Source organism: Sphingomonas sp. R1 (genome assembly GCF_025960285.1).
Taxonomy (GTDB): domain Bacteria; phylum Pseudomonadota; class Alphaproteobacteria; order Sphingomonadales; family Sphingomonadaceae; genus Sphingomonas.
Genome location: NZ_CP110111.1, coordinates 13,044 through 34,665 on the forward strand (window position 1 = coordinate 13,044; position 21,622 = coordinate 34,665).

At 64.5% G+C, this 21,622-nt stretch carries 26 protein-coding genes and 1 pseudogene; 8 read left to right on the plus strand and 19 right to left on the minus strand.

What is annotated here, in order from left to right; genetic code table 11:
• Positions 1-26: 26 nt before the first annotated feature.
• Together murJ and secB are read right to left on the minus strand one after the other, a co-directional pair.
• Positions 27-1,595 (minus strand): murein biosynthesis integral membrane protein MurJ, encoded by a 1,569-nt coding sequence (murJ, locus tag OIM94_RS00090; protein WP_264608112.1) that lies wholly within the window; start codon positions 1,593-1,595, stop codon positions 27-29.
• A gap of 79 nt (positions 1,596-1,674) precedes the next feature.
• Positions 1,675-2,184 (minus strand): protein-export chaperone SecB, encoded by a 510-nt coding sequence (gene secB, locus OIM94_RS00095; protein WP_264608113.1) that lies wholly within the window; start codon positions 2,182-2,184, stop codon positions 1,675-1,677.
• A gap of 162 nt (positions 2,185-2,346) precedes the next feature.
• Here secB and OIM94_RS00100 point away from each other — a divergent pair, with 162 nt between their 5' ends.
• The 4 genes from OIM94_RS00100 (at position 2,347) to OIM94_RS00115 (ending at position 6,702) form a co-directional block, all read left to right on the plus strand.
• The gene (locus OIM94_RS00100; RefSeq protein ID WP_264608114.1) at positions 2,347-2,991 is read left to right on the plus strand and encodes a Tim44/TimA family putative adaptor protein; all 645 of its coding nucleotides are present in this window, start codon (positions 2,347-2,349) and stop codon (positions 2,989-2,991) included.
• 8 nt (positions 2,992-2,999) lie between these two features.
• Complete coding sequence (locus OIM94_RS00105; protein ID WP_264608115.1) at positions 3,000-4,337, plus strand: murein transglycosylase A; 1,338 nt, start codon at positions 3,000-3,002, stop codon at positions 4,335-4,337.
• On the plus strand, positions 4,334-4,942 hold the full coding sequence (locus OIM94_RS00110) for a Smr/MutS family protein (protein ID WP_264608116.1): 609 nt from the start codon (positions 4,334-4,336) through the stop codon (positions 4,940-4,942). Before OIM94_RS00105 ends, OIM94_RS00110 begins: the two co-directional genes overlap by 4 nt.
• Positions 4,943-5,388: 446 nt before the next feature.
• Positions 5,389-6,702, plus strand: coding sequence for a putative bifunctional diguanylate cyclase/phosphodiesterase (locus OIM94_RS00115; protein WP_264609950.1), 1,314 nt, complete (start codon positions 5,389-5,391; stop codon positions 6,700-6,702).
• Positions 6,703-6,710: 8 nt separating this feature from the next.
• Here OIM94_RS00115 and dapE read toward each other — a convergent pair whose 3' ends face one another.
• Positions 6,711-7,853, minus strand: a complete 1,143-nt coding sequence (dapE, locus tag OIM94_RS00120) for a succinyl-diaminopimelate desuccinylase (protein WP_264608117.1) — start codon at positions 7,851-7,853, stop codon at positions 6,711-6,713.
• Here dapE and OIM94_RS00125 point away from each other — a divergent pair.
• On the plus strand, positions 7,853-8,314 hold the full coding sequence (locus OIM94_RS00125) for a cupin domain-containing protein (RefSeq protein WP_264608118.1): 462 nt from the start codon (positions 7,853-7,855) through the stop codon (positions 8,312-8,314). The two genes, dapE and OIM94_RS00125, sit on opposite strands and share 1 nt — an antisense overlap.
• A gap of 33 nt (positions 8,315-8,347) precedes the next feature.
• Here the strand turns inward: OIM94_RS00125 and OIM94_RS00130 are convergent, their stop codons facing one another.
• Positions 8,348-9,010, minus strand: a complete 663-nt coding sequence (locus OIM94_RS00130; protein ID WP_264608119.1) for a glutathione S-transferase family protein — start codon at positions 9,008-9,010, stop codon at positions 8,348-8,350.
• Positions 9,011-9,149: 139 nt separating this feature from the next.
• Here OIM94_RS00130 and OIM94_RS00135 point away from each other — a divergent pair, with 139 nt between their 5' ends.
• The gene (locus OIM94_RS00135; protein WP_264608120.1) at positions 9,150-11,105 is read left to right on the plus strand and encodes an alpha/beta hydrolase family protein; all 1,956 of its coding nucleotides are present in this window, start codon (positions 9,150-9,152) and stop codon (positions 11,103-11,105) included.
• On the opposite strand, the gene OIM94_RS00140 is transcribed toward OIM94_RS00135, so the two are convergent.
• The 7 genes from OIM94_RS00140 to OIM94_RS00170 all read right to left on the minus strand — a co-directional run bounded on the left by OIM94_RS00140 (position 11,106) and on the right by OIM94_RS00170 (position 15,350).
• Positions 11,106-11,432: a gamma-glutamylcyclotransferase family protein gene (locus tag OIM94_RS00140; protein WP_264608121.1), complete on the minus strand. Its 327-nt coding sequence runs from the start codon at positions 11,430-11,432 to the stop codon at positions 11,106-11,108.
• A 7-nt stretch (positions 11,433-11,439) separates the two neighbouring features.
• The gene (yihA, locus tag OIM94_RS00145) at positions 11,440-12,075 is read right to left on the minus strand and encodes a ribosome biogenesis GTP-binding protein YihA/YsxC (RefSeq protein ID WP_264608122.1); all 636 of its coding nucleotides are present in this window, start codon (positions 12,073-12,075) and stop codon (positions 11,440-11,442) included.
• A 212-nt stretch (positions 12,076-12,287) separates the two neighbouring features.
• A complete protein-coding gene (gene yidC, locus OIM94_RS00150) occupies positions 12,288-14,006 on the minus strand; it encodes a membrane protein insertase YidC (RefSeq protein WP_264608123.1) in 1,719 nt (572 codons plus the stop codon).
• 22 nt (positions 14,007-14,028) lie between these two features.
• Positions 14,029-14,241: a membrane protein insertion efficiency factor YidD gene (yidD, locus tag OIM94_RS00155; RefSeq protein ID WP_264608124.1), complete on the minus strand. Its 213-nt coding sequence runs from the start codon at positions 14,239-14,241 to the stop codon at positions 14,029-14,031.
• On the minus strand, positions 14,238-14,528 hold the full coding sequence (gene rnpA, locus OIM94_RS00160; protein ID WP_413716408.1) for a ribonuclease P protein component: 291 nt from the start codon (positions 14,526-14,528) through the stop codon (positions 14,238-14,240). The genes yidD and rnpA overlap by 4 nt, the downstream gene beginning before the upstream one ends.
• 83 nt (positions 14,529-14,611) lie before the next feature.
• Positions 14,612-14,746, minus strand: a complete 135-nt coding sequence (rpmH, locus tag OIM94_RS00165) for a 50S ribosomal protein L34 (protein WP_010545931.1) — start codon at positions 14,744-14,746, stop codon at positions 14,612-14,614.
• Between the two features lie 367 nt (positions 14,747-15,113).
• Positions 15,114-15,350: a hypothetical protein gene (locus OIM94_RS00170; protein WP_264608126.1), complete on the minus strand. Its 237-nt coding sequence runs from the start codon at positions 15,348-15,350 to the stop codon at positions 15,114-15,116.
• 384 nt (positions 15,351-15,734) lie between these two features.
• On the opposite strand from OIM94_RS00170, the pseudogene OIM94_RS00175 reads away from it, so the two are divergent.
• Positions 15,735-16,766 (plus strand): annotated as a pseudogene (locus OIM94_RS00175) (YifB family Mg chelatase-like AAA ATPase); the annotation flags it as partial.
• 115 nt (positions 16,767-16,881) lie between these two features.
• Positions 16,882-17,451, plus strand: a complete 570-nt coding sequence (locus OIM94_RS00180; RefSeq protein ID WP_264608127.1) for a hypothetical protein — start codon at positions 16,882-16,884, stop codon at positions 17,449-17,451.
• 95 nt (positions 17,452-17,546) lie between these two features.
• On the opposite strand, the gene OIM94_RS00185 is transcribed toward OIM94_RS00180, so the two are convergent.
• From OIM94_RS00185 to OIM94_RS00220, 8 genes are all read right to left on the minus strand, one after another.
• A complete protein-coding gene (locus OIM94_RS00185; RefSeq protein WP_264608128.1) occupies positions 17,547-17,759 on the minus strand; it encodes a hypothetical protein in 213 nt (70 codons plus the stop codon).
• A gap of 80 nt (positions 17,760-17,839) precedes the next feature.
• Positions 17,840-18,289: a helix-turn-helix domain-containing protein gene (locus tag OIM94_RS00190; protein ID WP_264608129.1), complete on the minus strand. Its 450-nt coding sequence runs from the start codon at positions 18,287-18,289 to the stop codon at positions 17,840-17,842.
• Positions 18,290-18,959: 670 nt separating this feature from the next.
• On the minus strand, positions 18,960-19,151 hold the full coding sequence (locus OIM94_RS00195; protein ID WP_264608130.1) for a DUF6771 family protein: 192 nt from the start codon (positions 19,149-19,151) through the stop codon (positions 18,960-18,962).
• Between the two features lie 41 nt (positions 19,152-19,192).
• Positions 19,193-19,354, minus strand: coding sequence for a hypothetical protein (locus OIM94_RS00200; RefSeq protein WP_264608131.1), 162 nt, complete (start codon positions 19,352-19,354; stop codon positions 19,193-19,195).
• On the minus strand, positions 19,351-20,805 hold the full coding sequence (locus OIM94_RS00205; protein ID WP_264608132.1) for a hypothetical protein: 1,455 nt from the start codon (positions 20,803-20,805) through the stop codon (positions 19,351-19,353). Before OIM94_RS00205 ends, OIM94_RS00200 begins: the two co-directional genes overlap by 4 nt.
• Complete coding sequence (locus OIM94_RS00210; RefSeq protein ID WP_264608133.1) at positions 20,805-21,173, minus strand: hypothetical protein; 369 nt, start codon at positions 21,171-21,173, stop codon at positions 20,805-20,807. The genes OIM94_RS00205 and OIM94_RS00210 overlap by 1 nt, the downstream gene beginning before the upstream one ends.
• A 55-nt stretch (positions 21,174-21,228) precedes the next feature.
• Positions 21,229-21,378, minus strand: a complete 150-nt coding sequence (locus OIM94_RS00215; protein WP_264608134.1) for a hypothetical protein — start codon at positions 21,376-21,378, stop codon at positions 21,229-21,231.
• Entirely contained in the window at positions 21,368-21,622 is a 255-nt protein-coding gene (locus OIM94_RS00220; protein WP_264608135.1) for a hypothetical protein, read from the minus strand. Before OIM94_RS00220 ends, OIM94_RS00215 begins: the two co-directional genes overlap by 11 nt.

The following is a 21,622-nucleotide window of genomic DNA, read 5'->3' on the forward strand; positions in this document are numbered from 1 at the left end:
CAGCTTTGGGCGGAGGGGAACCGGGCTCAGCGGGCGGCGCGGCGGCGGACCAGCGCCCTGATGTCCGAGAGGAGGAATGCGCGCGTTGCGAAGCAGGCGGCGACATAGATCGCGCATCCGGCCCCCACCAGCAGCACCAAGCCCGCATAGCGCTCCCACAGGCGGCCGGTCAGCCAGGGATCGAGCAGTCCGTCGCCGGCCCAGAGCGCCACGCCCATCACCACTGCCGCCAGCGCCAGACGGGGCACCCGCCGGGCGAGCTGGCGGTCGACGACGAAGTGGCCGCGCCTGCGCAGCGTAAGGTACAACAGGGCGACGTTCACCGTAGAGGAGAGGGCGGTGGCCACGGCCGGCCCGAGTTGCGCGATCAGCGGAATCAGCGCGAAATTGGCGACGATATTCACCGCAACCGCGATCATCGCGATCCGGACCGGCGTCTTCGGATCCTGACGCGCGTAGAAGCCCGGGGTCAGCACCTTGATCGTCACATAGGAGGGCAGGCCGATCGAGAAGCAGGCCAGCGTCAGCGCGCATTTCACCGTGTCTGCAGGCGTGAAGTGGCCATATTGGAACAGGCCGCGCACGATCGGTTCGGCGGCGACGATCAGCGCCACCATCGCCGGCAGGGTCAGGAACAGCGCCAGTTCCATGCCGCGGTTCTGCGTGTCCATCGCCTCGGCATCCTTGCCGGCGGTCAGCAGGCGCGTGATCGTCGGGAGCAGGATCGTGCCTAGTCCGATACCGATCATGCCCAGCGGCAGCTGGTTCAGCCGGTCGGCATAATAGATGTAGGAGATCGAGCCCTCGCCGAGCAGATAGCCCGACAGCGCGGTGGAAATCACCAGATTCAGCTGCACCGCGCCGGCCCCGATCGCGGCGGGCAGGATGAGCTTCATCAGTCGCCGGACATCCGGGTCGATCCGGGGCAGGCGGGGACGCAGCGAAACGCCGGATGCTCTGCAGGCCAGCGCCAGCCAGCCGAGTTGCAGCAGGCCGCCCAGGGGCACGCTGATCGCCTGGACGCGCGCAGTTTCCTCCGGCGTGCCATGGAAGAAATACAGCCCGGTCACCATCGCGATGTTGAGCAGGATCGGCGCCGCGGCGTTGACCCAGAACTTGTCGAGCGAGTTGAGAATGCCGCCCAGCAGCGAGGCCAGGCAGATCAGCATCAGATAGGGAATGGTGATCCGCGACAGCTCCACCGCGAAGGCGAATTGCGCGTGGCTGGGGTTCTGCTTGGCGAAGCCGCCGGAGAGCATGGCCGTGAGCGGCCAGGCGGCGGCAAGCGCGATCACCGTCATTGCGAGCAGCACCGCGAACAGCATCGAAAGCGTGCGCTCGGCAAAGTCATAGGCTGCACCGCGCTCGCCGTTCACGCCCAGCTTCTGGTTGAACATCGGGATGAACGCCGATGCGAAGGCGCCCTCGGCGAAGAACGCGCGAAACATGTTGGGCAGGCGGAAGGCGACGAGAAAGGCGTCGGAGGCGAAGTTGGCACCGACATAGCGCGCCTGGAGCGAGTCGCGGACCAGGGCAAGAATGCGGCTGGCGAGCGTGAGACCACCCACCGAACCCAGGCTGCGCACAAGCTTCATCGTCAGATCGCCGTCCTAGAAAAGAAAAGGGGGCGCCACCGGCATGCGGCGCGCCCCCGAAATCAGGCTGTTGCCCCGATCAGGCGTGACCGGCTTCTTCGAAGCCGATGGCGCCTTCCTGCTGGGCACGCTGCTGCAGATAGATGCCGGCGAAATCGATCGGCTCCAGCATCAGCGGCGGGAAGCCGCCGTCGCGGACCTGATCGGCCAGTACGCGGCGTGCGAACGGGAACAGGATGCGCGGCGCTTCGCCGAGCAGGAACGGGTCGAGCGCTTCCTGCGGGATGTTGCGGAGCGCAAACAGGCCCGCATAGGTCAGGTCGACGATGAACGCGACCTGGTCGCCAGCCTGGGCGCGGACTTCGATCTTCAGCGCGACTTCGTACACGTCGTCACCGACCTTGTTCGAGCCGATGTTGAACTGCACGTCGATCGCCGGCGCGGTCTGCTGCTGGTAGATGGCCGGTGCGTTCGGATTCTCGAACGAGAGGTCCTTCACATACTGCGACAGCACGCCCGCCTGGGGCGCATCGTCGGCGCCATTGCCAGCGGCATCGCCGATATCGGCGAAGGTGTCGTTCTCGGCCATCCAACTTTCCTCTTTAGATCAGGAGATTTTCGCGCTCCAGGCGCGTTACGGGCGATGCGACTAGCAGGCGCGTGCCGGTGGTGCAATCGCACGACCCATCGTACGGTTTGAATCCCGCGGCATGAAGGCCTATGTACTAGAGACGGAGGCTTTGGAGGGCCAGTGTTCTACGTCATTCTGTTCGCGATGGTGGCCGGTTTCCTGGCGTTGCGTCTCTATGCGGTACTCGGCAAGCGTACCGGGCATGAGCAGCCGCTGCCCAAGCCTGCCGAGGAGCGCGTCGCTGCGCCGCCCGTGACGCGGACGATCGAGGCGCTGCCCGAAGTGCGCGACTCGGCCAATCGGACGATCGAGTCGGGTGCGGAAGCGGGCTTGCGCGCGGTCGTGTCGGCGGACCCCAGCTTCGATGTCGCAAAATTCCTGGAGGGCGCAAAGTCTGCCTACCGGATGATCCTGGAGGCGTTCTGGAAGGGTGACGAGGAAACGCTGCGCTTCCTGGTCGATGATGACGTGCGCGCCGCATTCGCGCAGGCGATCGCCGATCGCGCCTCGCGTGGCGAGGTGCTCGACAATCGCCTGATCACGATCGAGCGCGCGACCATCTCCCAGGCTGGCGTGGAGAACAAGGTCGCGCAGGTGACGGTCCGCTTCGACGCGGACATTGTCGCCGTTACGCGGGATAGCGACGGCAACGTCGTTGCCGGATCGCTGAGCGACGCGGTCACCACGCATGACGTCTGGAGCTTCGCACGCAAGCTGCGCAGCGACGATCCGAACTGGAAGTTGGTCGAGACCGACGAAGCCTGAGGGGCAGCATGCGGATAGTGGGGGGATTGGCGCTCGCGGGGCTGCTCGGCGCATGTGCGAGCGGCATCGTGCCCCCGGACGCCGCGACACGGCCATCGCCGACGCGCCCGTCAGCGGGCGCACCACCGTCGGCACCCGCGCGGCCCCAGCCAACCGCCACGCTACCGGAAACTCCTGCCAATCTGCCTGCGCGCCAGCCTAGCGCTGCGGTACCGCTGCCAGCGATGCCCGCACCGACTGCCTACTCAGGGGCTGCGAGCGCGGTCGCCGCGGGGCTGATCGCAGGACCCGCGATCGAAACACTTCCGATCACGCTGGAGAATGCCGGCCGTGCTCTCGCGGCATTCAAGCTCAGTTGCCCCGGCCTTCAGCGCCGCACCGATGCGACGGGGCTGACCCGCGGCAGCGATTGGACCGATGCCTGCGCCGCTGCAGCTGGTTGGTCGGGCGATGCCAGGATCTTCTTCGCCCAGCGGTTTGAAACGGTGCAGGTTGGTACCGGTGCGGCATTCGCCACCGGTTATTACGAGCCCGAGATCGCTGGCGTGCGCGAACGCCGTTCCGGGTATGACGTGCCCGTCTATGGACTTCCCGACAATTTGATCGAGGTCGATCTCGGCCAGTTTTCCGACGCGCTGAAGGGCAAGCGGATCCGCGGCCGCGTCGACGGTCGCCAGTTCGTGCCTTTTTACGATCGCGCGCAGATCGAGCAGGGCGCGCTGGAGGGCCATGCGCCGGTCGTCGCCTGGGCGGCCGATCCGATCGAGATGTTTTTCCTGCAGGTGCAAGGTTCGGGGCGACTGAAGGGACCGGACGGGCAGGTGGTGCGCATCGGCTATGCCGGGCAGAATGGCCGCGACTATACCGGCATTGGCAAGCTGATGAAGGATCGCGGTCTGCTCGGGCCCGGCCAGACCTCGATGCAGGGAATCGTCGCATGGCTGCGCGCGCACCCCGAGGAGGGGCGTGCGATCATGCGGGAAAACAAGAGCTTCGTGTTCTTCAAGGAACTCACCGGCGCCGGCCCGCTGGGCGCGATGGGCTATCCGGTGGCTGGATGGACCAGCGTGGCGGCGGACCCCAAGTTCATTCCACTGGGCGCGCCGCTGTTTCTTTCCATGGATCGCACCGACGCAACCGGCTTGTGGGTAGCGCAGGATACCGGCGGCGCCATCAAGGGGCCGAACCGGGTCGACACCTTCTGGGGGGCGGGGGAGGATGCCCGCGCGATCGCCGGGGGCATGTCGGCGCGTGGCACGGCCTGGTTGCTGCTCCCCAAGGGCACGCTCGCGCGGCTGGCGGGAAGCCAGCCGGCACAGGCCCAGCTGCCGATCCCTCAGCCATGAGCGGGCGCGGGCGCCGCAGTCTGGCGCCCGAGGAGGCGGCGCTTTGGCAAAAGGTCATCCAGAGCGTCACGCCGTTGCACGTTCGCGCTGCGCCGAAGACGATGTCTCTGGAGCCTGAGCCGGTGCAAGCGCCGTCGCCTGCACTCCGGCAACCGGTGCGTCGTGTGGAAGTACCAATCGGCAAGCTGGTGCCGAGCCGGCCGGCGCGGCCCGCCATCACGCTCTCCACGCCCATGCCGGACACCCATGATCGCCGCACGCTGGATGCGAGCTGGGACCGGCGATTGTCGCGCGGCCTAGTCGCGCCGGAAAGCGCGATCGACCTGCACGGACACAATCTCCACGCGGCCTATGATCGCCTGGATGCCGGGCTGGCCCAGGCCATCGCCCGCGGCGATCGGGTGCTGCTGTTGATTACCGGCAAGCCCCCGCGGCCGGAATCGGAGCGACCGCACGCCCGCGGTGCGATCCGCGCGGCGGTGGGGGACTGGCTTGCGGCGTCGCGTCATGCGGATCGCATCGCCGCCGTACGCCAGGCCCACCCCCGGCACGGCGGAAGCGGCGCGCTGTACATCGTGCTGCGCCGTCCCCGCAACCAGAGCTAAGGGCCAAATTTCTTAACGAATTCGTGCGACGGTTGCCCATGCGATCGAGTATATCGCTGTACGGGGGATTCTTGGAGCGACGATCAGCGATGCGCCCGGGGGAGCGAAGGACTCGAAGAGCCATAGCCGTCGGTGCGCTGCCAGCTGCCGGGCTGCTGCTGCTGTTCGGCTACCTGAGCGGCTTTACGGTCCCGCAACTTGCTCTGTCGATCGGTCTTGCGATGCTGCTGGCGGTGTTCGGCTTCGTCGCCGTGGCGGGGGGCGTGCGCCCGGAGGGCTCTGCCGCATTGTCCGCCGCGATCGACCGGCTTCACGCCGCAGCGCTTGGCGATCTTGAAAGTCCCTTGCCGCCGGCACTGCTTAGGGGCGCCCCACGCCTTGCCGGTGCCATCGATGAGCTGTTCCACAAGCTGCACGGCAATCTGGAGAGCGTCCATCGTCTGGCGATGTTTGATACGGTCACCGGTCTTGCGAACCGCCCTCATTTCCGCCGAGGCGCCGAGCGGATGCTGGAAATGGCTTCCGAAGATACCCGGGCGGTGCTGTTCTTCGTTGATCTCGATCGCTTCAAGGCGGTCAACGACACGCTCGGACATGCCGTCGGCGACGTGCTGCTCGGCATGGTCGCCAATCGGCTGCGCGCCGTCGGCGATCAATGCGCAGCGTTCACGCACGGGGAGACGCCGCTGATCGGCCGCCTGGCAGGCGACGAGTTCACGCTGTTCTTCGCCGATCTTCCCGATGCCCATGCCCGCGAACGTGTTGGCGCCAAGGTGCTCGAGGCAATTTCCGAGCCCTTCGATCTGGCCGGGCAGCAGGTCTCGATCGGTGCATCGATCGGCCTCGCGCTCTATCCCGAGCACGGACACACGCTGCATGACCTAATGGGTGCGGCGGACGCGGCGATGTACCAGGCCAAGACGCAGGGACGCGGTCGGGTGGAGACGTTCAGCGACGGGCTTGCCGCGCAGATGATCGCCCGGGTGCGCCTGGAGACGGAACTCCGCGCCGCGATTGATCGCGATGAATTCGCCTTGGTCTTCCAGCCGCAGGTCGCGGCGGGAGACGGTGCGATTGTCGGTGCCGAGGCATTGCTCCGCTGGGAGCATCCGGAGGGGACCAAGCTGCCCGCCGCCTTCCTGCCGCGCGCCGAGGAAACCGGCCTCATCGTCGAGATCGGCGACTGGGTGGTGGCGAATGTGGCGAACACCATCGCCCGCTGGGCGCGACTTGGCATCGAACAGCGGCTGGCGGTGAACGTCAGCCAGCGCCAGATCGATCACGCGACCTTCTTCCGGCACCTGCGGGCCGCGATGCTCGCGGCGAATGCGCCGGCGCGGTTGCTCGAACTGGAGATCAGCGAGACCCTGGCAATGCATTGTTCGGAGGACGTCCTGCGCGCCATCGCCGCGCTGCGCGCCGCCGGTGCCACGGTGGCCGTGGACGATTTCGGAACGGGCTATTCGAATCTCGCGCGGCTGCAGCGCCTGCCCATCGACCGGGTGAAGCTGGATCCCAGCGTGGTCGCGCATGTCGCCAGCAACCCGGAGGCCCGGGCCATCGCGCAGGCGGTGATCGGCCTCGTCCATGGTCTGGGCTGCGAGGCCGTGGCCGAGGGGATCGAGAGCGAGGCGCAGGCCGCGGTGCTGCGCGTGCTCGGTTGCGACGTGCTGCAGGGCTATGCGATCGCCACGCCGATGGGGGAGGACGATTTTCTCGCCTGGATCCGCGAAACCGCGCCGCGCCGCGCGACCGCCTGAGCGGCTGCTTACACCCGTCGCAGGATCTCCGTGTAAACGGCGGTGAGCGCGTGGAGGTCCGAAATGGCCACCGCCTCGTCCAGCTTGTGCATCGTTGCGTTCAGAAGGCCGAATTCCACCACCGGACAGACGCGGGACAGAAAGCGCGCGTCGGATGTGCCGCCGGTGGTCGACAGTTCGGCTTCGACGCCTAGAACGTCGCGAATCGCGCCGCTGACCAGATCGGAGAGGGGTCCCGGCTGGGTCAGGAACGCTTCGCCGAAGACGCGGCCGTTCACCTCCGCGTGCGGTGCGTGCCGGGCGACAATCTCCTGGATGCGGGCGATCAGCGCGTCCCCGCGCTGCTGGTCGTTGAAGCGGATGCTGATCCGCGCCGCCGCACGGCCCGGAATGACGTTGGTGGCGGGATTGCCGACCTCCAGGTCGATCACTTCGATGTTGGAAGGCTGGAACCAGTCATTGCCGGTATCCAGCACGATTGCATCGATCTCCGCCAGTGCGCGGATCAGGCGGGGTACGGGATTGTCGGCGAGATGCGGATAGGCCACGTGCCCCTGTCGGCCGATCACCGCGATGTCGATCACCGTCGAGCCGCGGCGACCGATCTTGATCGTATCGCCAAGACGATGGGCGGAGGTGGGCTCGCCCACCAGACACAGGTCCGGCTTCAGCCCGCGCTCGGCCATGCGCTCGATCAGCCTGGGGGTGCCGAATGTAGCGGGGCCTTCCTCGTCACCGGTGATGATCAGGCTGGTGGTGCCGCGTGCGGGGGCCTGTGCGGCTGCTGCAACGAAAGCCGCGATGGCGCCCTTCATATCGACCGCGCCGCGACCATAAAGCAGGTCACCGCGGATTTCAGGCGCAAAGGCGCCGCTCGTCCAGCCCTGGCCAGGGGGCACTACATCGAGATGGCCGGCAAAGGCGAAGTGAGGGCCCTCGCCGCCGCGCACGGCGAGCAGGTTCTCCACCGGGCCGTCGGGTGCCTCGCCTTCGACGAACCGCTCGACCCGGAAGCCGAGCGGGGTCACCGCGGCTTCCAGCACGTCGAACACGCTGCCGCGCGCCGGCGTGACGCTTTCGGCCCCGATCAGGGCCTTGGTGAGTTCGACAACCTCCGGCACACTACCTCCACTACATAGAGGAGGCGACATTGCCCAAGCTGGACCTCGATACAATCCCGCAGACCAATGCCACCGGCTATCCGGCACCGTTTGACGCAGCCGTGGCGGGGCGCTGGTATCGGCGGCTGGCACCGCCAGCCGGGCTGACGGCGATGGGGGTGAGCCACGTCGTGCTGAAACCCGGCGCCTGGTCCTCGCAGCGGCACTGGCACGATCAGGAGGACGAGTTCGTCGTGATGTTGTCAGGCGAGGCCGTGCTGGTGGAGGAGGGCGGCGAAACCGTGTTGCGGGCCGGCGATTGCGCAGCGTTCCCGGCGGGCGTGGCAGACGGGCATCACCTGCAGAACCGGTCGCCGGAAGACGCGGTGTTCCTCGCGATCGGCGCGGGCCCCCGCGGGAGCGGGGAATATCCCGATATCGACATGGTGTTCACGCCCGACGGGTACTTCCGGAAGGACGGCACGCGCTACGAGACGGAACGGCTGCGGTGACGGCCACGCCCGGCCGGGGCGTGGCGCGTGGACTTATGCTGCCGGGAGCTCGAACTTCTCGATCACCCAGTCTTCCTCCTGCGCGCCGGCAATCCAGTTCTGCATATAAGGGTGCTGGAGTACGGCCAGCATATAGGCCTGGGCAAAGCGAGGGACGGGAAGTGAGTAAGTGACGATCCGCGTCACCACCGGTGCGAACATGATGTCGGCCGCGCCGAACGCCCCGAACAGGAACGGCTCCTCGCCGCCGTACCGCGCGCGCGCCTGGGCCCACAACTCCATGATCCGCGCGAGATCGGCTGCGACATCCGCGTCGACCGGCGCGGGTGGATAAACCTGGCGGATGTTCATGCTGTGCTGGCGGCGCAGCGCAGCGAAGCTCGAATGCATCTCCGCTGCCATCGAACGCGCCATGGCACGCGCGCCGGGGTCGGCGGGCCAGAACCTGCTATTGCCGGTCTTGTCGTTGAGATATTCGACGATCGCCAGGCTGTCCCACACCACCGCCTCGCCATCCCACAGGATCGGCACCTTGCCCGAGGACGGCGCGAACTCGTCCCCTTCGCGACGCCGGTCCCAATCCTGATCGTAGAGCGGCACCACCGTCTCCTCGAACGGCAGACCCGAGAGCTTGCAGGCGAGCCAGCCGCGAAGCGACCAGGACGAATAGGCCTTGTTGCCGATGATCAGTTTCATGGGGCCGGGATAGACGCCGTGTCCGGGGACAGCAACCGGGACGATATCGCATCACGCCAAAGACGTTGCAGATCTTGGCGATTATTTCCAATCTTCGTCTCCCGCGGCAGGGGGCCGCGAATCGGGGGACGAAAAGACGATGCGTAGAAAAGCGTGCCTGTTCGCGACGGCAGCCGCCGTGGTGTTGGCGGTGCTATGTCCGGCGGCGGAGGCACAGGAAAAGCCGGCCGCCGGGGCCGGGGCCGCAGCATCGGCACGGGTGAATACGGAAGTCTTCGCCGAATTGCCGATGCTGGAGGGGCCCGAGCTTTCCCCAGACGGCAAGCGGTTCGCCGGCCAGCTTGCAGTGCAGGGCCAGCAGTTTTTCGCGGCGGTGGCGCTCGATGCCTCGGCCAAGCAGCTGATCGCGATCGGCGACAATGATCTAAACTGGTGGCGCTGGGTCAATGACGAGTGGCTGGTGATCGGCATCGGCAAGACGATGCCGGTCGAGGGCGACGAATGGTACATCACCCGTGCGATCGGCGTGAACGCCAACACCGGCAAGATGGTGATGCTCAATACCCCTGATACCGGACAGAATGGCGGGCGGCTGCTCTGGACGGCGCGAGACGGCACGCCCCGCATCCTGCTGGCCGCGCAGACCTCGATCTATTCGAACATGCCGGGCTTCTGGCCGAAGGTGGATCAGGTGGACGTCGCGACCGGCAAGCACCGACGGGTGATCGACGGACGCGAAGGGGTGATGGACTGGTATGCCGACAGCGTCGGCGTCGTCCGCATGGGCATCGGCCGCAGCCAGGACGGCCGCAACCGCCGGCTGCTCTATCGCCCGGATTCCCGCACCGACTTCCGCATCATCGATCGTGCGCGAGGCATCCACGACAATCTCCTCGTACCGTCGCTGTTTCTCCCCGATCCCGGCAAGGCGCTGGTGATGCAGGATGACGACAAAGGGTTCTCCGCACTGTGGGAGTTCGATCTGACGACGCTGCAGACTGGCAAGCAGATCTTCGGGACGCCGGGCTATGACATCAGTGGCCCGGTGGTCGACCCGGTGCGCTCGACGCTGCTCGGCGTCGCGGTGACCGAAAATCGCAGCTCCACCCACTGGACCGATCCCGAAATGGCGGCGCTGCAGAAGAAGCTGAGCGGCCTGGTGCAGGGCGCGCAGGTGGAGATCACCAGCTTCAACACCGATCACTCGGTGGTCATCATCCGGGTGGGAGATGCGAGCGCGCCAGGGGCCTATTTCGTCTACCGCGCAGCGGGCGAGACGCTCCAGCCGCTCGCAATGAACAACCAGACGCTGAAGCTGCGGCGTCTCCACCCGGTCAAGACGATCCACTACAAGGCGCGCGACGGGCTGGATATCGCCGCGGTGCTGACGCTGCCGCGCGGCTCGACCGGCAAGAATCTGCCGCTGATCCTGATGCCGCATGGCGGTCCCTCCGCCCGCGACGAGGAAGAGTGGGATTGGTGGTCCCAGTTCCTTGCCGATCGCGGCTATGCCGTGATCAAGCCCAACTATCGCGGTTCGACCGGCTTCGGCACGCGCTTCCTCGAAAAGGCCGAGGGCCAGTGGGGGCTGGCGATGCAGGATGACCTGAACGATGCGGTGAAGGCGCTGGCAGATCAGGGAATCGCGGATCCCAAGCGCGTGTGCATCGTCGGCGCCTCCTATGGCGGCTATGCGGCGTTCCGGGGGGCGCAGCGCGACGGCAAGCTGTTCCGCTGCGCGGTTTCGTTCGCCGGTGTGTCCGATCTCGGGCGAATGGTCGCCTATGACTCGCAGTTCCTCGGCGGCGGCCAGGGCAAGGATTGGATGAAGGCGCAGGCGCCGGACTTCAGGGCGGTGTCGCCGCTCTACCATGCCGAGGAGTTCTCGACGCCGATCCTGATCGTCCACGGCAAGAAGGATCGGCGCGTGCCGTTCAAGCAGAGCAAGCTGATGGCGGAGCGGCTGGCGGCGGCGGGCAAGCCGTTCGAGTTCATCGAGCAGCCGGAGGGGGATCACCACTTCACCCGCGGCGAGGATCGGCTGAGCTTCCTGAAGGCGCTGGAGGCGTTTCTGGCGAAGTACAACCCGGCCTGATCAGGTCTTCACATAGACCCAGGCATGGGTGCCCGAGGCAAGCGGCACCCATGCCCGGACGTAATTTTCGCTTTCATAGACGTCCGCCGCAGCAAGTTCCTGCGGGCTGAGCTGAAACACCTTGCCGGCGATCGGCGGCCCCTCTCCGGGGACCAGTGCCAGATGCGTCTCGATCCCGCTGGCATCGAGCACGGCGGGATCGCGAATCTGGATTTCGGTGACGATGAAGCCGTGGAGCACGTCGTCGGTGCCGTCGAGCAACCGGCCGAACTGGCTAAGCTGCACCTGGTCGAGCTGGAGCGTGCCGTAGGAGAAAAGCGGCTCCACGCGTGCCTCAGCCGATCGCTTCGAGCACCGCCGCGCGCAATTCCGGCAGCCCCATGCCCTTGTCGCTCGACGTGGCGAGGATTTCCGGGTGGGCTGCGGCGCGCTTGCGGGCCTCTTCCACGGTGCGCGCGGTCACCTCGGCCAGTTCGCTCGCCTTGATCTTGTCGGTCTTGGTGAGGACGATGCGGTAGCTGACCGCGGCGTTGTCGAGCATCTCGAGGATCTCGCGGTCGACATCCTTGATGCCGTGGCGCGAGTCGATCAGCACCAGTGCGCGCTTCAATTCCTGCCGGCCGCGCAGATAGTCATTCACCAGATAGCGCCATTTGCGGACCATGTCCTTGGGCGCCTTGGCGAAGCCGTAGCCGGGCATGTCGACCAGGCGGAAGCGCAGCGGCTCGCCCACGTCGAAAAAGTTGAGCTCTTGCGTACGGCCCGGGGTGACCGAGGTGCGGGCAAGGCTGTTGCGATTGGTCAGCGCGTTGATCAGCGACGACTTGCCGACGTTCGAGCGGCCGGCGAACGCAACCTCGGGCACGGTCGGTTGGGGCAGATGCTCCAGTGCCGGCGCTGACTTGAGGAAGGCGATGGGGCCGGCGAACAGCTTGCGCGCGGATTCGATCTGGTCGGGGTCGAAGGACATTCAGTTCACACGCCTTGCTGCGGGAAATGCCTCCCCGGCACGGGGAGGGGGACCGCTCGCCGCAGGCGAGGGGTGGAGGGGCCGCGCCGTCAGACGCGGGGTGGCGGCAACCTTCGGATACACCGCCGCTGGCGCGGCGGCCCCTCCACCATTCGCTGGCGCGAATGGTCCCCCTCCTCGTGCCAGGGAGGATTGAGAGGGGCACGCCGTCATCACTTGGCCTTGGCCGCGTTCGGCTTGGCGACCGGCACCTTCATCTCCGGGTGGCGCGCATAGAGCCACTGCTGCTGGAGCACGGTCAGCACGTTCGAGGTGATCCAGTAGAGCTGCAGACCGACGGCGAACGGCGCCATCAGGAACATCAGCATCCACGGCATGATCGCGAACATCTGCTTCTGCATCTCGTCCATCGGGGCCGGGTTCATCCGCATCTGGAAGAACATCGACACGCCGAGCAGCACCGGCACCACGCCGATCGCCAGGAAGCTGGGGGGCGTGAAGTGGAGATAGCCGAACAGATTGAGGATTGTCGCCGGATCGGGCGCCGAAAGGTCGCGGATCCACAGCACGAACGGCTGGTGGCGCATCTCGATCGTCAGCAGCAGCACCTTGTAGAGCGCGAACATGATCGGGATCTGCAGCAGCATCGGCGCGCAACCCGCGAGCGGATTGACCTTCTCCGCCTTGTAGAGCTGCATGATCTCTTGCTGCTGGCGCTGCTTGTCGTCCTTGTAGCGCTCCTGGATCGCCTTCATCTTCGGCTGCACCTGGCGCATCTTCGCCATCGAGGCGAACTGCTTCTGCGCGATCGGGAAGAGCAGGCCGCGGATGGTGATCGTCAGCAGGATGATCGCCACGCCGAAATTGCCGACCAGCTTGAACAGCCAGCTGAGGTAGGTGAAGATCGGGCGTTCGATGATCTCGAACCAGCCCCAGTCGATCGCGCGCTCGAACTTCGCGATGTCATACTGCTTCTGATAGGCGTCGAGCAGCTTCACTTCCTTCGCGCCGGCGAAGAAGTGGCTGGTATAGGTCGCTTCCTTGCCCGGACGGATCGCGATCGGCTGGGCGAGCGCGACGTCTGCCTGGTATTGCTGCGCCGCGGTGCCGCGCTGCTGGATGTTCACGCCGCCGCGCTGGTCGGGGATCGCCGCGGTCAGCCAGTAATGGTCGCTGAAACCCACCCAGCCGCCGGTGGTGGCGAACTGCTGGGGCGTGCTCTCGATGTCCTTCCAGTCAATGTAATGCGCCGCATCGTTGGTCGCGGCGACCGGGCCGACATGCGCCGCCCACTGGCTGGTATCGGTCGAGCGCTGGCCGCGCGAGATCAGCGTGTACGGCGTGACGGCCACCGGCGCGCCGCCACGGTTCGCGACGGTCTGGCGGACGGTGAACATGAAGTTCGAATCGACGCCGAGCTCGACCGTGAAGGTCTGGCCGGCGCTGTTGGTGGCGGTGAGCTTCACCGGGGTGGCCGGCGTCAGCGTCGCGCCATCGGCCTTCCACACGGTGTTCCCGTCCGGTGCGCCTGCACCCTGCCAACCGAACTGCGCGAAATAGCTGCCTTCCGCCCCGCTCGGCGAGAGCAGGCGGATCGGCGGCGAATTCTTCGAGACCGTCTGATCGTACTGCCGCAGGACGAGATCGTCGATGCGCAGGCCCTTGAGGTTGATCGAGCCCTTGAGCGCCGGCGTGTCGATGGCGACGCGCGGGCTGTCGGCGAGCACCGCGTCGCGGTCCCGAATCGTCTTGGGCGCATTGGTTGCCGGATCGACGCCCGAATTGGGCACCGGCTGCAGCTTGCCGTCGACCATCTTCGCGGGCGCGGCCGGCTGCTGCGGGAACAGCCAGTGGCTGATCACCGGCCAGCCGAACAGGACCAGCGCGGCGATCACCGCAAAGAGGATGAAATTCTTCTGTTCTTCTTTCACCGATAATCCCCGGAAGGAAAGCTCAAGGAACGGGATCTGGGCCGTGCCCGCCCCATGGATGGCAGCGCGCGATGCGCCGGAGCGCAAGCCAGCTGCCTTTCACCGCCCCATAGCGGCGAAGCGCCTCGATTGCATAGGCCGAACAGGATGGCTGGTAGCGGCAGGTGGGCGGCAGGATCAGCGACGGGCCCAGCTGCCAGGCGCGCGCGAGCAGCATCAGCGCCCGCGCGATCATGATTCGACCTTGGGGTCGCCCTTGGGGCGCACGCGCCGAAGCGCCTTGGCGAGTTCCGCCTTCAGATCGGCATAGGGGCGTTCGATCCCGCCCATCCGGCCAATCAGCACATGATCCGCGCCGGCGATTCCCGCCCCTGGCAGGATTTCGCGCGCAAGCATGCGAAAGCGCCGCTTCATCCGGTTGCGGATAACGGCGTTGCCAACTTTCTTGGATACGGTAATGCCGATCCGCATCGACGGATCGGCATCGTTCCGTTCGCGCACCAGCAGGACGAAACCGGGCATCGGTGCCCGCTTTCCCCCATTGGCGGCGAGATAGTCCTTGCGCTGCGTGAGCCGGTCGAGGCTCAGCAAGGGCGTGTCGGTGCTTACGCCGACAGCTTCTTGCGGCCGCGGGCGCGGCGGGCGCGGATCACATTGCGACCGCCCGGGGTCGCCATCCGTGCACGGAAGCCGTGCCGGCGCGCACGCACCAGGTTGCTCGGCTGAAAGGTCCGCTTCATCGCTCATCCTCGAGTATCTAGAACGTAAAAGGGCCGCCACAGGGGCGGCCGCGTGTCGAGCGCCATTACGGGCAAGCGGCGCCAGAGTCAACGCGGGATGCGAGTTTTGGGGCTGTGCCTGGCGCATGGGCGTGGAGATGGGTGGGGTGTGTTGGTTGTGCAAGACGCGGGACGGCGGTGCTAGCGGCTGCGGGGGCGGAAGTTGAGGAAGTTGAGGGTGTGGCGATGTTTTCGCGGTGACCGAAGTTCAGGAAGTTTAGGGTGTCGACGTTGCCGACGGTTACTGGATTCAGCCGCCGGACCTCGCCGTGGGGGGAGGTTGCACGGCGCGAGCGAAAGGCCTGAATTGGGTGGGAAGCGGACGTCGTTAGAGGTCATTTCTCCACGCTGCCTGCGCCACGAAGGCTGTTTGGCAGACTGCTACAAAAGCCAATACACCGAAGAGCGTCAGGGTCGTGTTCTGGTGCTCGAAGATCGCTCCGGTCGCGACCAGAGCCGCGAACCCAAGCCATGCGGGAACGCCGACCAAAAGCGTAATCGCCTTCAGCCAGTGTGGAAACAGTCGCCAAGGTGAGCCGAAGGACCACATATCGACAGCATACATGTCATGCGAGTAGCTCCGTCGCAATGGCTGTAGTTGGGCGATAGCTGACCCGCGCGTTTTAGTAGCTGGACACTTCAAAGAGCGGTGAGCTTGAGAACAGATAAGAAACGTCTGGGCCAAAGCAAGCTGCTGCGCGAATGGCTCTAGCTACACCCTCGTCATCCCCGCGGAGGCGGGGATCCATTGACGCTGCGGGTGTGGCTCCTTCCCCCGGCTTTGAGGGCAATGGATTCCCGCCTTCGCGGGAATGACAGAGGGAGGGGCGGGGGGCATCGCCCCAATAAACGCGAACGCGGCATCCGCGCTTCCGCCACCACCCGCCGATCATATCCCTTCCGTATCGTGCAGAAGCCGCTATGCTCCCGTTTCGGGGAGGGGGCTCTCTTGGTCGCCAGCGTCTCGACAGTTGCCTATCTGGGGTTGGAAGCGCGCGCGGTGGAGGTGCAGTGCAACCTCGTCGCGGGGCTGCCCAAGTTCGTCGTCGTCGGCCTGCCCGACAAGGCGGTGGCGGAAAGCCGCGAGCGCGTCCGCGCCGCGATGGCCGCGATCGGGCTGGCGCTGCCGCCCAAGCATATCGTGCTCAACCTCTCGCCCGCCGACCTGCCCAAGGAAGGATCGCATTTCGATCTCCCCATCGCGCTGGCGCTGCTCGCGGCGATGGGCGTGGTCGATGCCGAGACGATCGCGGGCTATGTCGTGGTCGGCGAACTGGCGCTCGACGGGCGGATCGCGCCGTCGCCGGGGGTGCTGCTCGCCGCGATGCACGCCGCCGAGGCGGGCAAGGGGCTGGTCTGTCCGGTCGCGCAGGGGCCCGAGGCGAGCTGGGCCGGGCAAGGGGAGGTGCTCGCCGCGCCGGACCTGATCGCGCTGCTCAACCATTTCAAGGGCAACCAGCTGCTCCCCGCGCCGGTGCCGGGCGAGGTCGACCCGCCGGGGGCGGGGCCGGATCTCGCCCAGGTCAAGGGGCAGGAGACCGCCAAGCGCGCGCTCGAGATCGCCGCGGCCGGGGGCCATAATCTGCTGTTCGTCGGGCCGCCGGGTGCCGGCAAATCGCTGATGGCGGCGTGCCTGCCGGGCATCCTGCCGCCGCTGGAAGCCGCGGAGGCGCTGGAAGTGTCGATGGTCGCCTCGGTCGCCGGTATGCTGCAGGGCGGGCGGCTGACCCGTACCCGGCCGTTCCGTGCGCCGCATCACTCGGCCTCGATGGCGGCGCTGACCGGCGGCGGGCTCAAGGTCAAGCCGGGCGAGGTGAGCCTCGCGCATCTCGGCGTGCTGTTCCTCGACGAACTGCCCGAGTTCCAGCGCGCCGTGCTCGATTCGCTCCGCCAGCCGCTGGAGGCTGGCGTGGTCAGCGTCGCCCGGGCCAATGCGCATGTCACCTTCCCGGCCCGTGTCAAGCCTGCAACGCACGTAAACTGAAGCGGGGCCAGCTATGCAAAAAAAGTCTATATTTTTCAGTGCGCTCGCCTTCGTCTGGGTTTCAAGCTACCTCAGTTCCTTCGTTGCGAGGTGTTCCAGGAAGGGGAGGAAAATGAAGCTATCCGAGCGATTCTATATGCCCGATCGTATGAAGCCGATGGCTGACGAGTTAGACGCGGCATCTGAGCGTGCAACTGCATTGATAGCGGGCGCCATAGTCGATGACGCCCTATCGGCGATCATCAAGCTCCGACTAATTGATGAGCCGAAAATTATGAAGGAGTTTTTTGAGGGACAGGGCGGGCTTGCTACTTTCTCGTCACGGATCGCTATGGCGCGCCTGATGAACTTCTACTCCGACGAGACATATTCCGATCTGAACATCATGCGAAAAATTCGTAACGATGCGGCTCATGCTACCAAACCTTTCTCATTCGCAGATCCGGCAAACGCCAGTCGATCGATGTGTTTGAAAATCCCGAATAAGCACTTCTTCGAGCTTGGAGAGGCAACTGCCGACGATGTAGCTGCTATGTTCGTTAAAGACATCGATGAAATCAAGAAAAACCCTTTGCTTCGATATATTGGAACGGCGATCTTTCTGTCATGGCAGTTTTCGGGTTGGGTAGATCAGAAGCCGGAGCATCTGAGACCTCAAGGAATAAAAACATGTGCAATCTAGATGCTAGAAAGCTTCGTCCTGCTGGCAAATTTTAGGCGATAAACACGTCCCCAAGTCTGTGACGCACGTAAACTAGAGGGGGCGCTAAATGCGCTTTAGCGGACTTTCCCTGCAGCGTCGGCAGCTGCAGACAGCACCTGTTGGGCTACGGGCCGGGTTGCCTTCGGTGGTTCCGCATTTTGAAGGCTGTACAGAGCGATGATGGAGCCGGTCAGAGCCGTCACAAAGGCAGCGAGGCCGAACCAGAACCAACGAATGCACGCGGCTAGGTCGACCTTTATGTCGCTGCGCTCAATCACTCGTTCCATAGGTGTGAGTTTCCCCGCCGGCTCTTTCGTCGGACGTACCTCTTGGTGAGGTTTCTTGGCGGGGGTTGAGGCCACTCGTTCTAGCTGCCGTAGGTTTCCTGCGCCTGGATCGTGTAGGCGACGGGAACATCACGGGCGAGCTTTTCGACCAGCCGTTCAAAGGTGAAAATGCGGCGGCCATCCTCCGACACGCTGCGCGTCAACAGTCCGGCGTTCTCCAGTTTGTGGGTGGAGCGCTGAACCGTCCGCTTATCGACGCCCATGCGTTTCGCGATGGTTGTCGAGCGCGGGTATACCGCGCGGGCGGGGTCCCACCAATGAGCGAGCAGGTTTATAAGGACCAGCATGTCAGTTGGAGTCAGGTCGTACTTCGACTGGAGCCTTAAGAGAGCGACAGGAACTGCGACGAAACCTGATCCCTGAGTGACGGCTCCCTGCCACTTTTCTTTTATCGTAATTGGCGTCGCCTCCTCAGAATCGAGGGGTGCCTCGGGTGCGATCGCATCTGGCGTGTCGAGCAGAGCTTCCATGTGACCCCAATTAGGTACTAAGGAATAGAAAGTGAAGGGGTCTATTTCATGGGTGACACTGGTGACGCATTTTTTTCGCACGTTGGCGGCTCGGAGAATTGCAGGCATTGCAGCATAGTGGGGATGACGCGGCGATGAGGGGAGGTTTTCGTCCGATCCGGAATCGGGCCTGACGCCGAATGTTACAACGAGTGCATGGCGGAAATCCCGCAAGGGGAAACCCACTGAGGGATGCACGATGGGAGAGGCATGGTTATCGTGATCATGCTCGCCCCGCAGCTAGGCTCAGTGCCTTGTTGCACGTCTTGCAATTCTCCGTCGGGCCGGTGCGCCTGTCTCTCTAGCAGCGCGCCGCGCCCTCGCGCGCTCCCATTCCTCGCTGGTTCCGCGCGGCTTCCCGTCACGAACAAAGCGCGGCTTTGGTGGCGTAGGGTCATCGTCTGGGGGAGGTGGTTCGATCTCCCACGCGACTTCTGGATTTTTCTCTCCGCACTGACAGCGCAGCCGCCGAGCGAAGGCGGGCCAACCATCGTACCAGTTCCGGCGTGCGAAATAGGCCGCCAGTTCACCGATGTGGAAGAATGCCACCCGGTTGCAGGCGCGGCAGGTTGCGCGGATGCGTCCGCCGTGGCGCGTTAGCTCGCGCAGGCTCTTGATCGGGCCAACCACCTCAAAGGGGAAGGGCCATCTGACGCGGGTCGTTGACCGGCAAGGGACGCGCCAGGGCGTCGATGATCGTCTCGGCTAACTCGGCGGCGGCTTGTTCACGAAGCCGTTCATTGGGAGCGGTTAAGCCGATGCGTGCCCAGGCTGGAGCATGAAGGAGGGTCGTGGCGAGGCTGGAGGAATCGGGCTGGGTCATGCGCCTATGTTCCTATTTTGTTCCAGCCAAGTCAACGGCCTTCAAGCGGGATCGGTTTCCTCGGGCGTGGGGTCCGGCGTGTAAAATGCCAGCATGGCCGCGACGATTTCCTCCTGGGTGAGACCCGCCGGGAGTTCGAGTTCGCGGTCATCCTCTTGGAGCAGGATCGTGCCGTCGATCCTGTAGGTCATCATCCTGTTCATGCTGCCACCCTGAAAAAGCCGGTTGGAAGGCGCTTGATGCCGGACCCGCCGTAATAGGCAGGGGTAGTCGTCATCGTGGGAGGGCCATTGCCGTATGCGGTTACTGTTCGCATTCCCCAAGGGCCTTGGTTGTTGCCGGGGATCGTGCGGGCAGGGTCGTCCTGACCGATGATGTTTGCGGCCTCAAGCTGCGCACCACTTGCAACCGCAAGTGTGCCGTCGCTGGAGTGGTATGCGAACCAGTAGACACCCGGCGTCAGCGTCAGAGGCGTGATGTCACCCTGCACGATCTGCGATACGGCCGCCGAGAGCGTCGTAGTCGCGGCGAGGGCCGGGCCAGATGGGTACAGGTTGGAGCCAGCCGCATAGAGGTAGATGCGGATGCTGCCGGTTGAGCTTGCAGTCGTAATGCGCGTCAGCAGGCTGTCGATGGTGACTGTCTGAGTGATCACGAATGGCGTCCACAGGATGCAATCCGTGCCAGCGGTAACACCGCTTTCCATCGCTCCAATATTGACTGGATACCAGCAGCCAGGGCGATAGGGGCGCTGGTAGATAGATGCACCGCCATTAGCAGCGACAACGCCCGAGCCGCTATCGTAGGTTAGGCCGCTACCGAACGACAGGTTGCCCGCGTGGTAGACCTGATTACCGTTCTGCTTGATCGCGCCGGTTGCATCGAGCGTGCCGCGCACAATCGCGCCCGTGCTCGATACCACAAGGTTGGAACCGTTGTTGACACCCAGCATGATCTTCTTGCCGGTTGCGACGTTGACGATGGCGTCGTTGAGGCTGTCCAGGAAAGTGCGACGAGTGTTCGTCGTGGAGACGACTGCGCCAGTGGGGCCGTACTCCGTAAACGACTTCGTGAAGTTGCCAAATGAGGTGCGAGTTGCACTCAGTTCAACAAAGTCCATGCGAGTATCGCGCGTGTTTGAGTTCGTAAGCTGGAGAGCGCCGTTCACGATTGGAAAGGCGATTGTAGCTGTTCCATTGGCTGGCAGAATCCTGATGTCAGCCAGTGACTGTAGGCCGAGCGTGCCGGACATAGATTGAATAGTCATGCCGCCGCCGCCGCCAGAAGCGGAAATATTTGCGAGCCGGTTGTCATCTCTATCGACGAACGCAAGCTCACCCCAACTGTCCGCTGGGTCTACGTTGGATTTGATGTAGAGCGATGGATAGTCGCTATTGATCGTCACATCGGTGTTAAAGATGCCGTCCGCGCCAGCCGATGACCCTGGAGGACCAGCAGGTCCGGTATCGCCCTTATCGCCCTTGGGACCAGCTGGACCGGGCGGTCCCATTGGACCTTCCATCTCCGTTACGATGACCTCGCCACCATCGTTTACGACCTCGACGGTTGCCTCTTCGAAGGTGGTTTCAAAGGTGCCGTCGTCCTGGAACGTCACCTCGATGGCGGTGGTTTCTTCCGTGATTTCGATAGCCATTATTCGTCCACCTGCGCGTCGGGAGCGCCGAGGAAGCCGAAGCGCTTGATCGTGCTGCGCCAGATGACCTTCGGGCGGCGCGTAGCGATTTCGGTTTCATCGCGGATCAGGCACTCGGTCGCGGTCTTGCGCAGCGTCTCGACCTGATCGCTTTCAAGGATGATGACCTTGGCCTTTGTGTCCGTGGAATGCGCCACGAGGGCTTCACGGATCGGTACGCCATCAACCTCAAAGAAGAGGGTCCGCGTCGAAAGGTCGATCTGTTCGCGCGTCGTTGGCCCGGTCTTCCGGTAGAAGCGGAAGGTCAGTTCCAGTGACCCGCGACTGTGAACGGAAATTTCGGTTGTGGTGACTGTCTGATTTGCCATGCCGCTATTTACCGGCAGTCATGGCTATGGCCGGGGAGGGTGCCCCGGCCATCGTTTAGCGCTGTTCGAATAGTTCGATTTGCACGTCCATCAGGCGTTGCCCGAGGATTTGTGCAAATGGGCAGTGTGGGTCCAGGGAGAGCAGCGCAACAATGGCGTCGCGCAGCATCTCGGCTTCTTCCTCCAGCGGGATCTCAACGATCATTGCGCTTTGGTCCATCAAGGGTCTTATCCGCTCGGCGCTGGATGGTGGCTAGCGCATTCTCAATGCTAGCGATGCTACGCTCGATTATGTCTCTGCTGGCTTTCACATCAAGCGTGATTGTCTGATCTGGTTTACCTTCAGACACCACTGTGACAGGCTTCATATGTGCTACAGTGGCTTCAATGCGATTGATCTTGTCCAGCATGTGCTCAAGGCGTGCGATGATTTCGTCATTGGTCTTCAT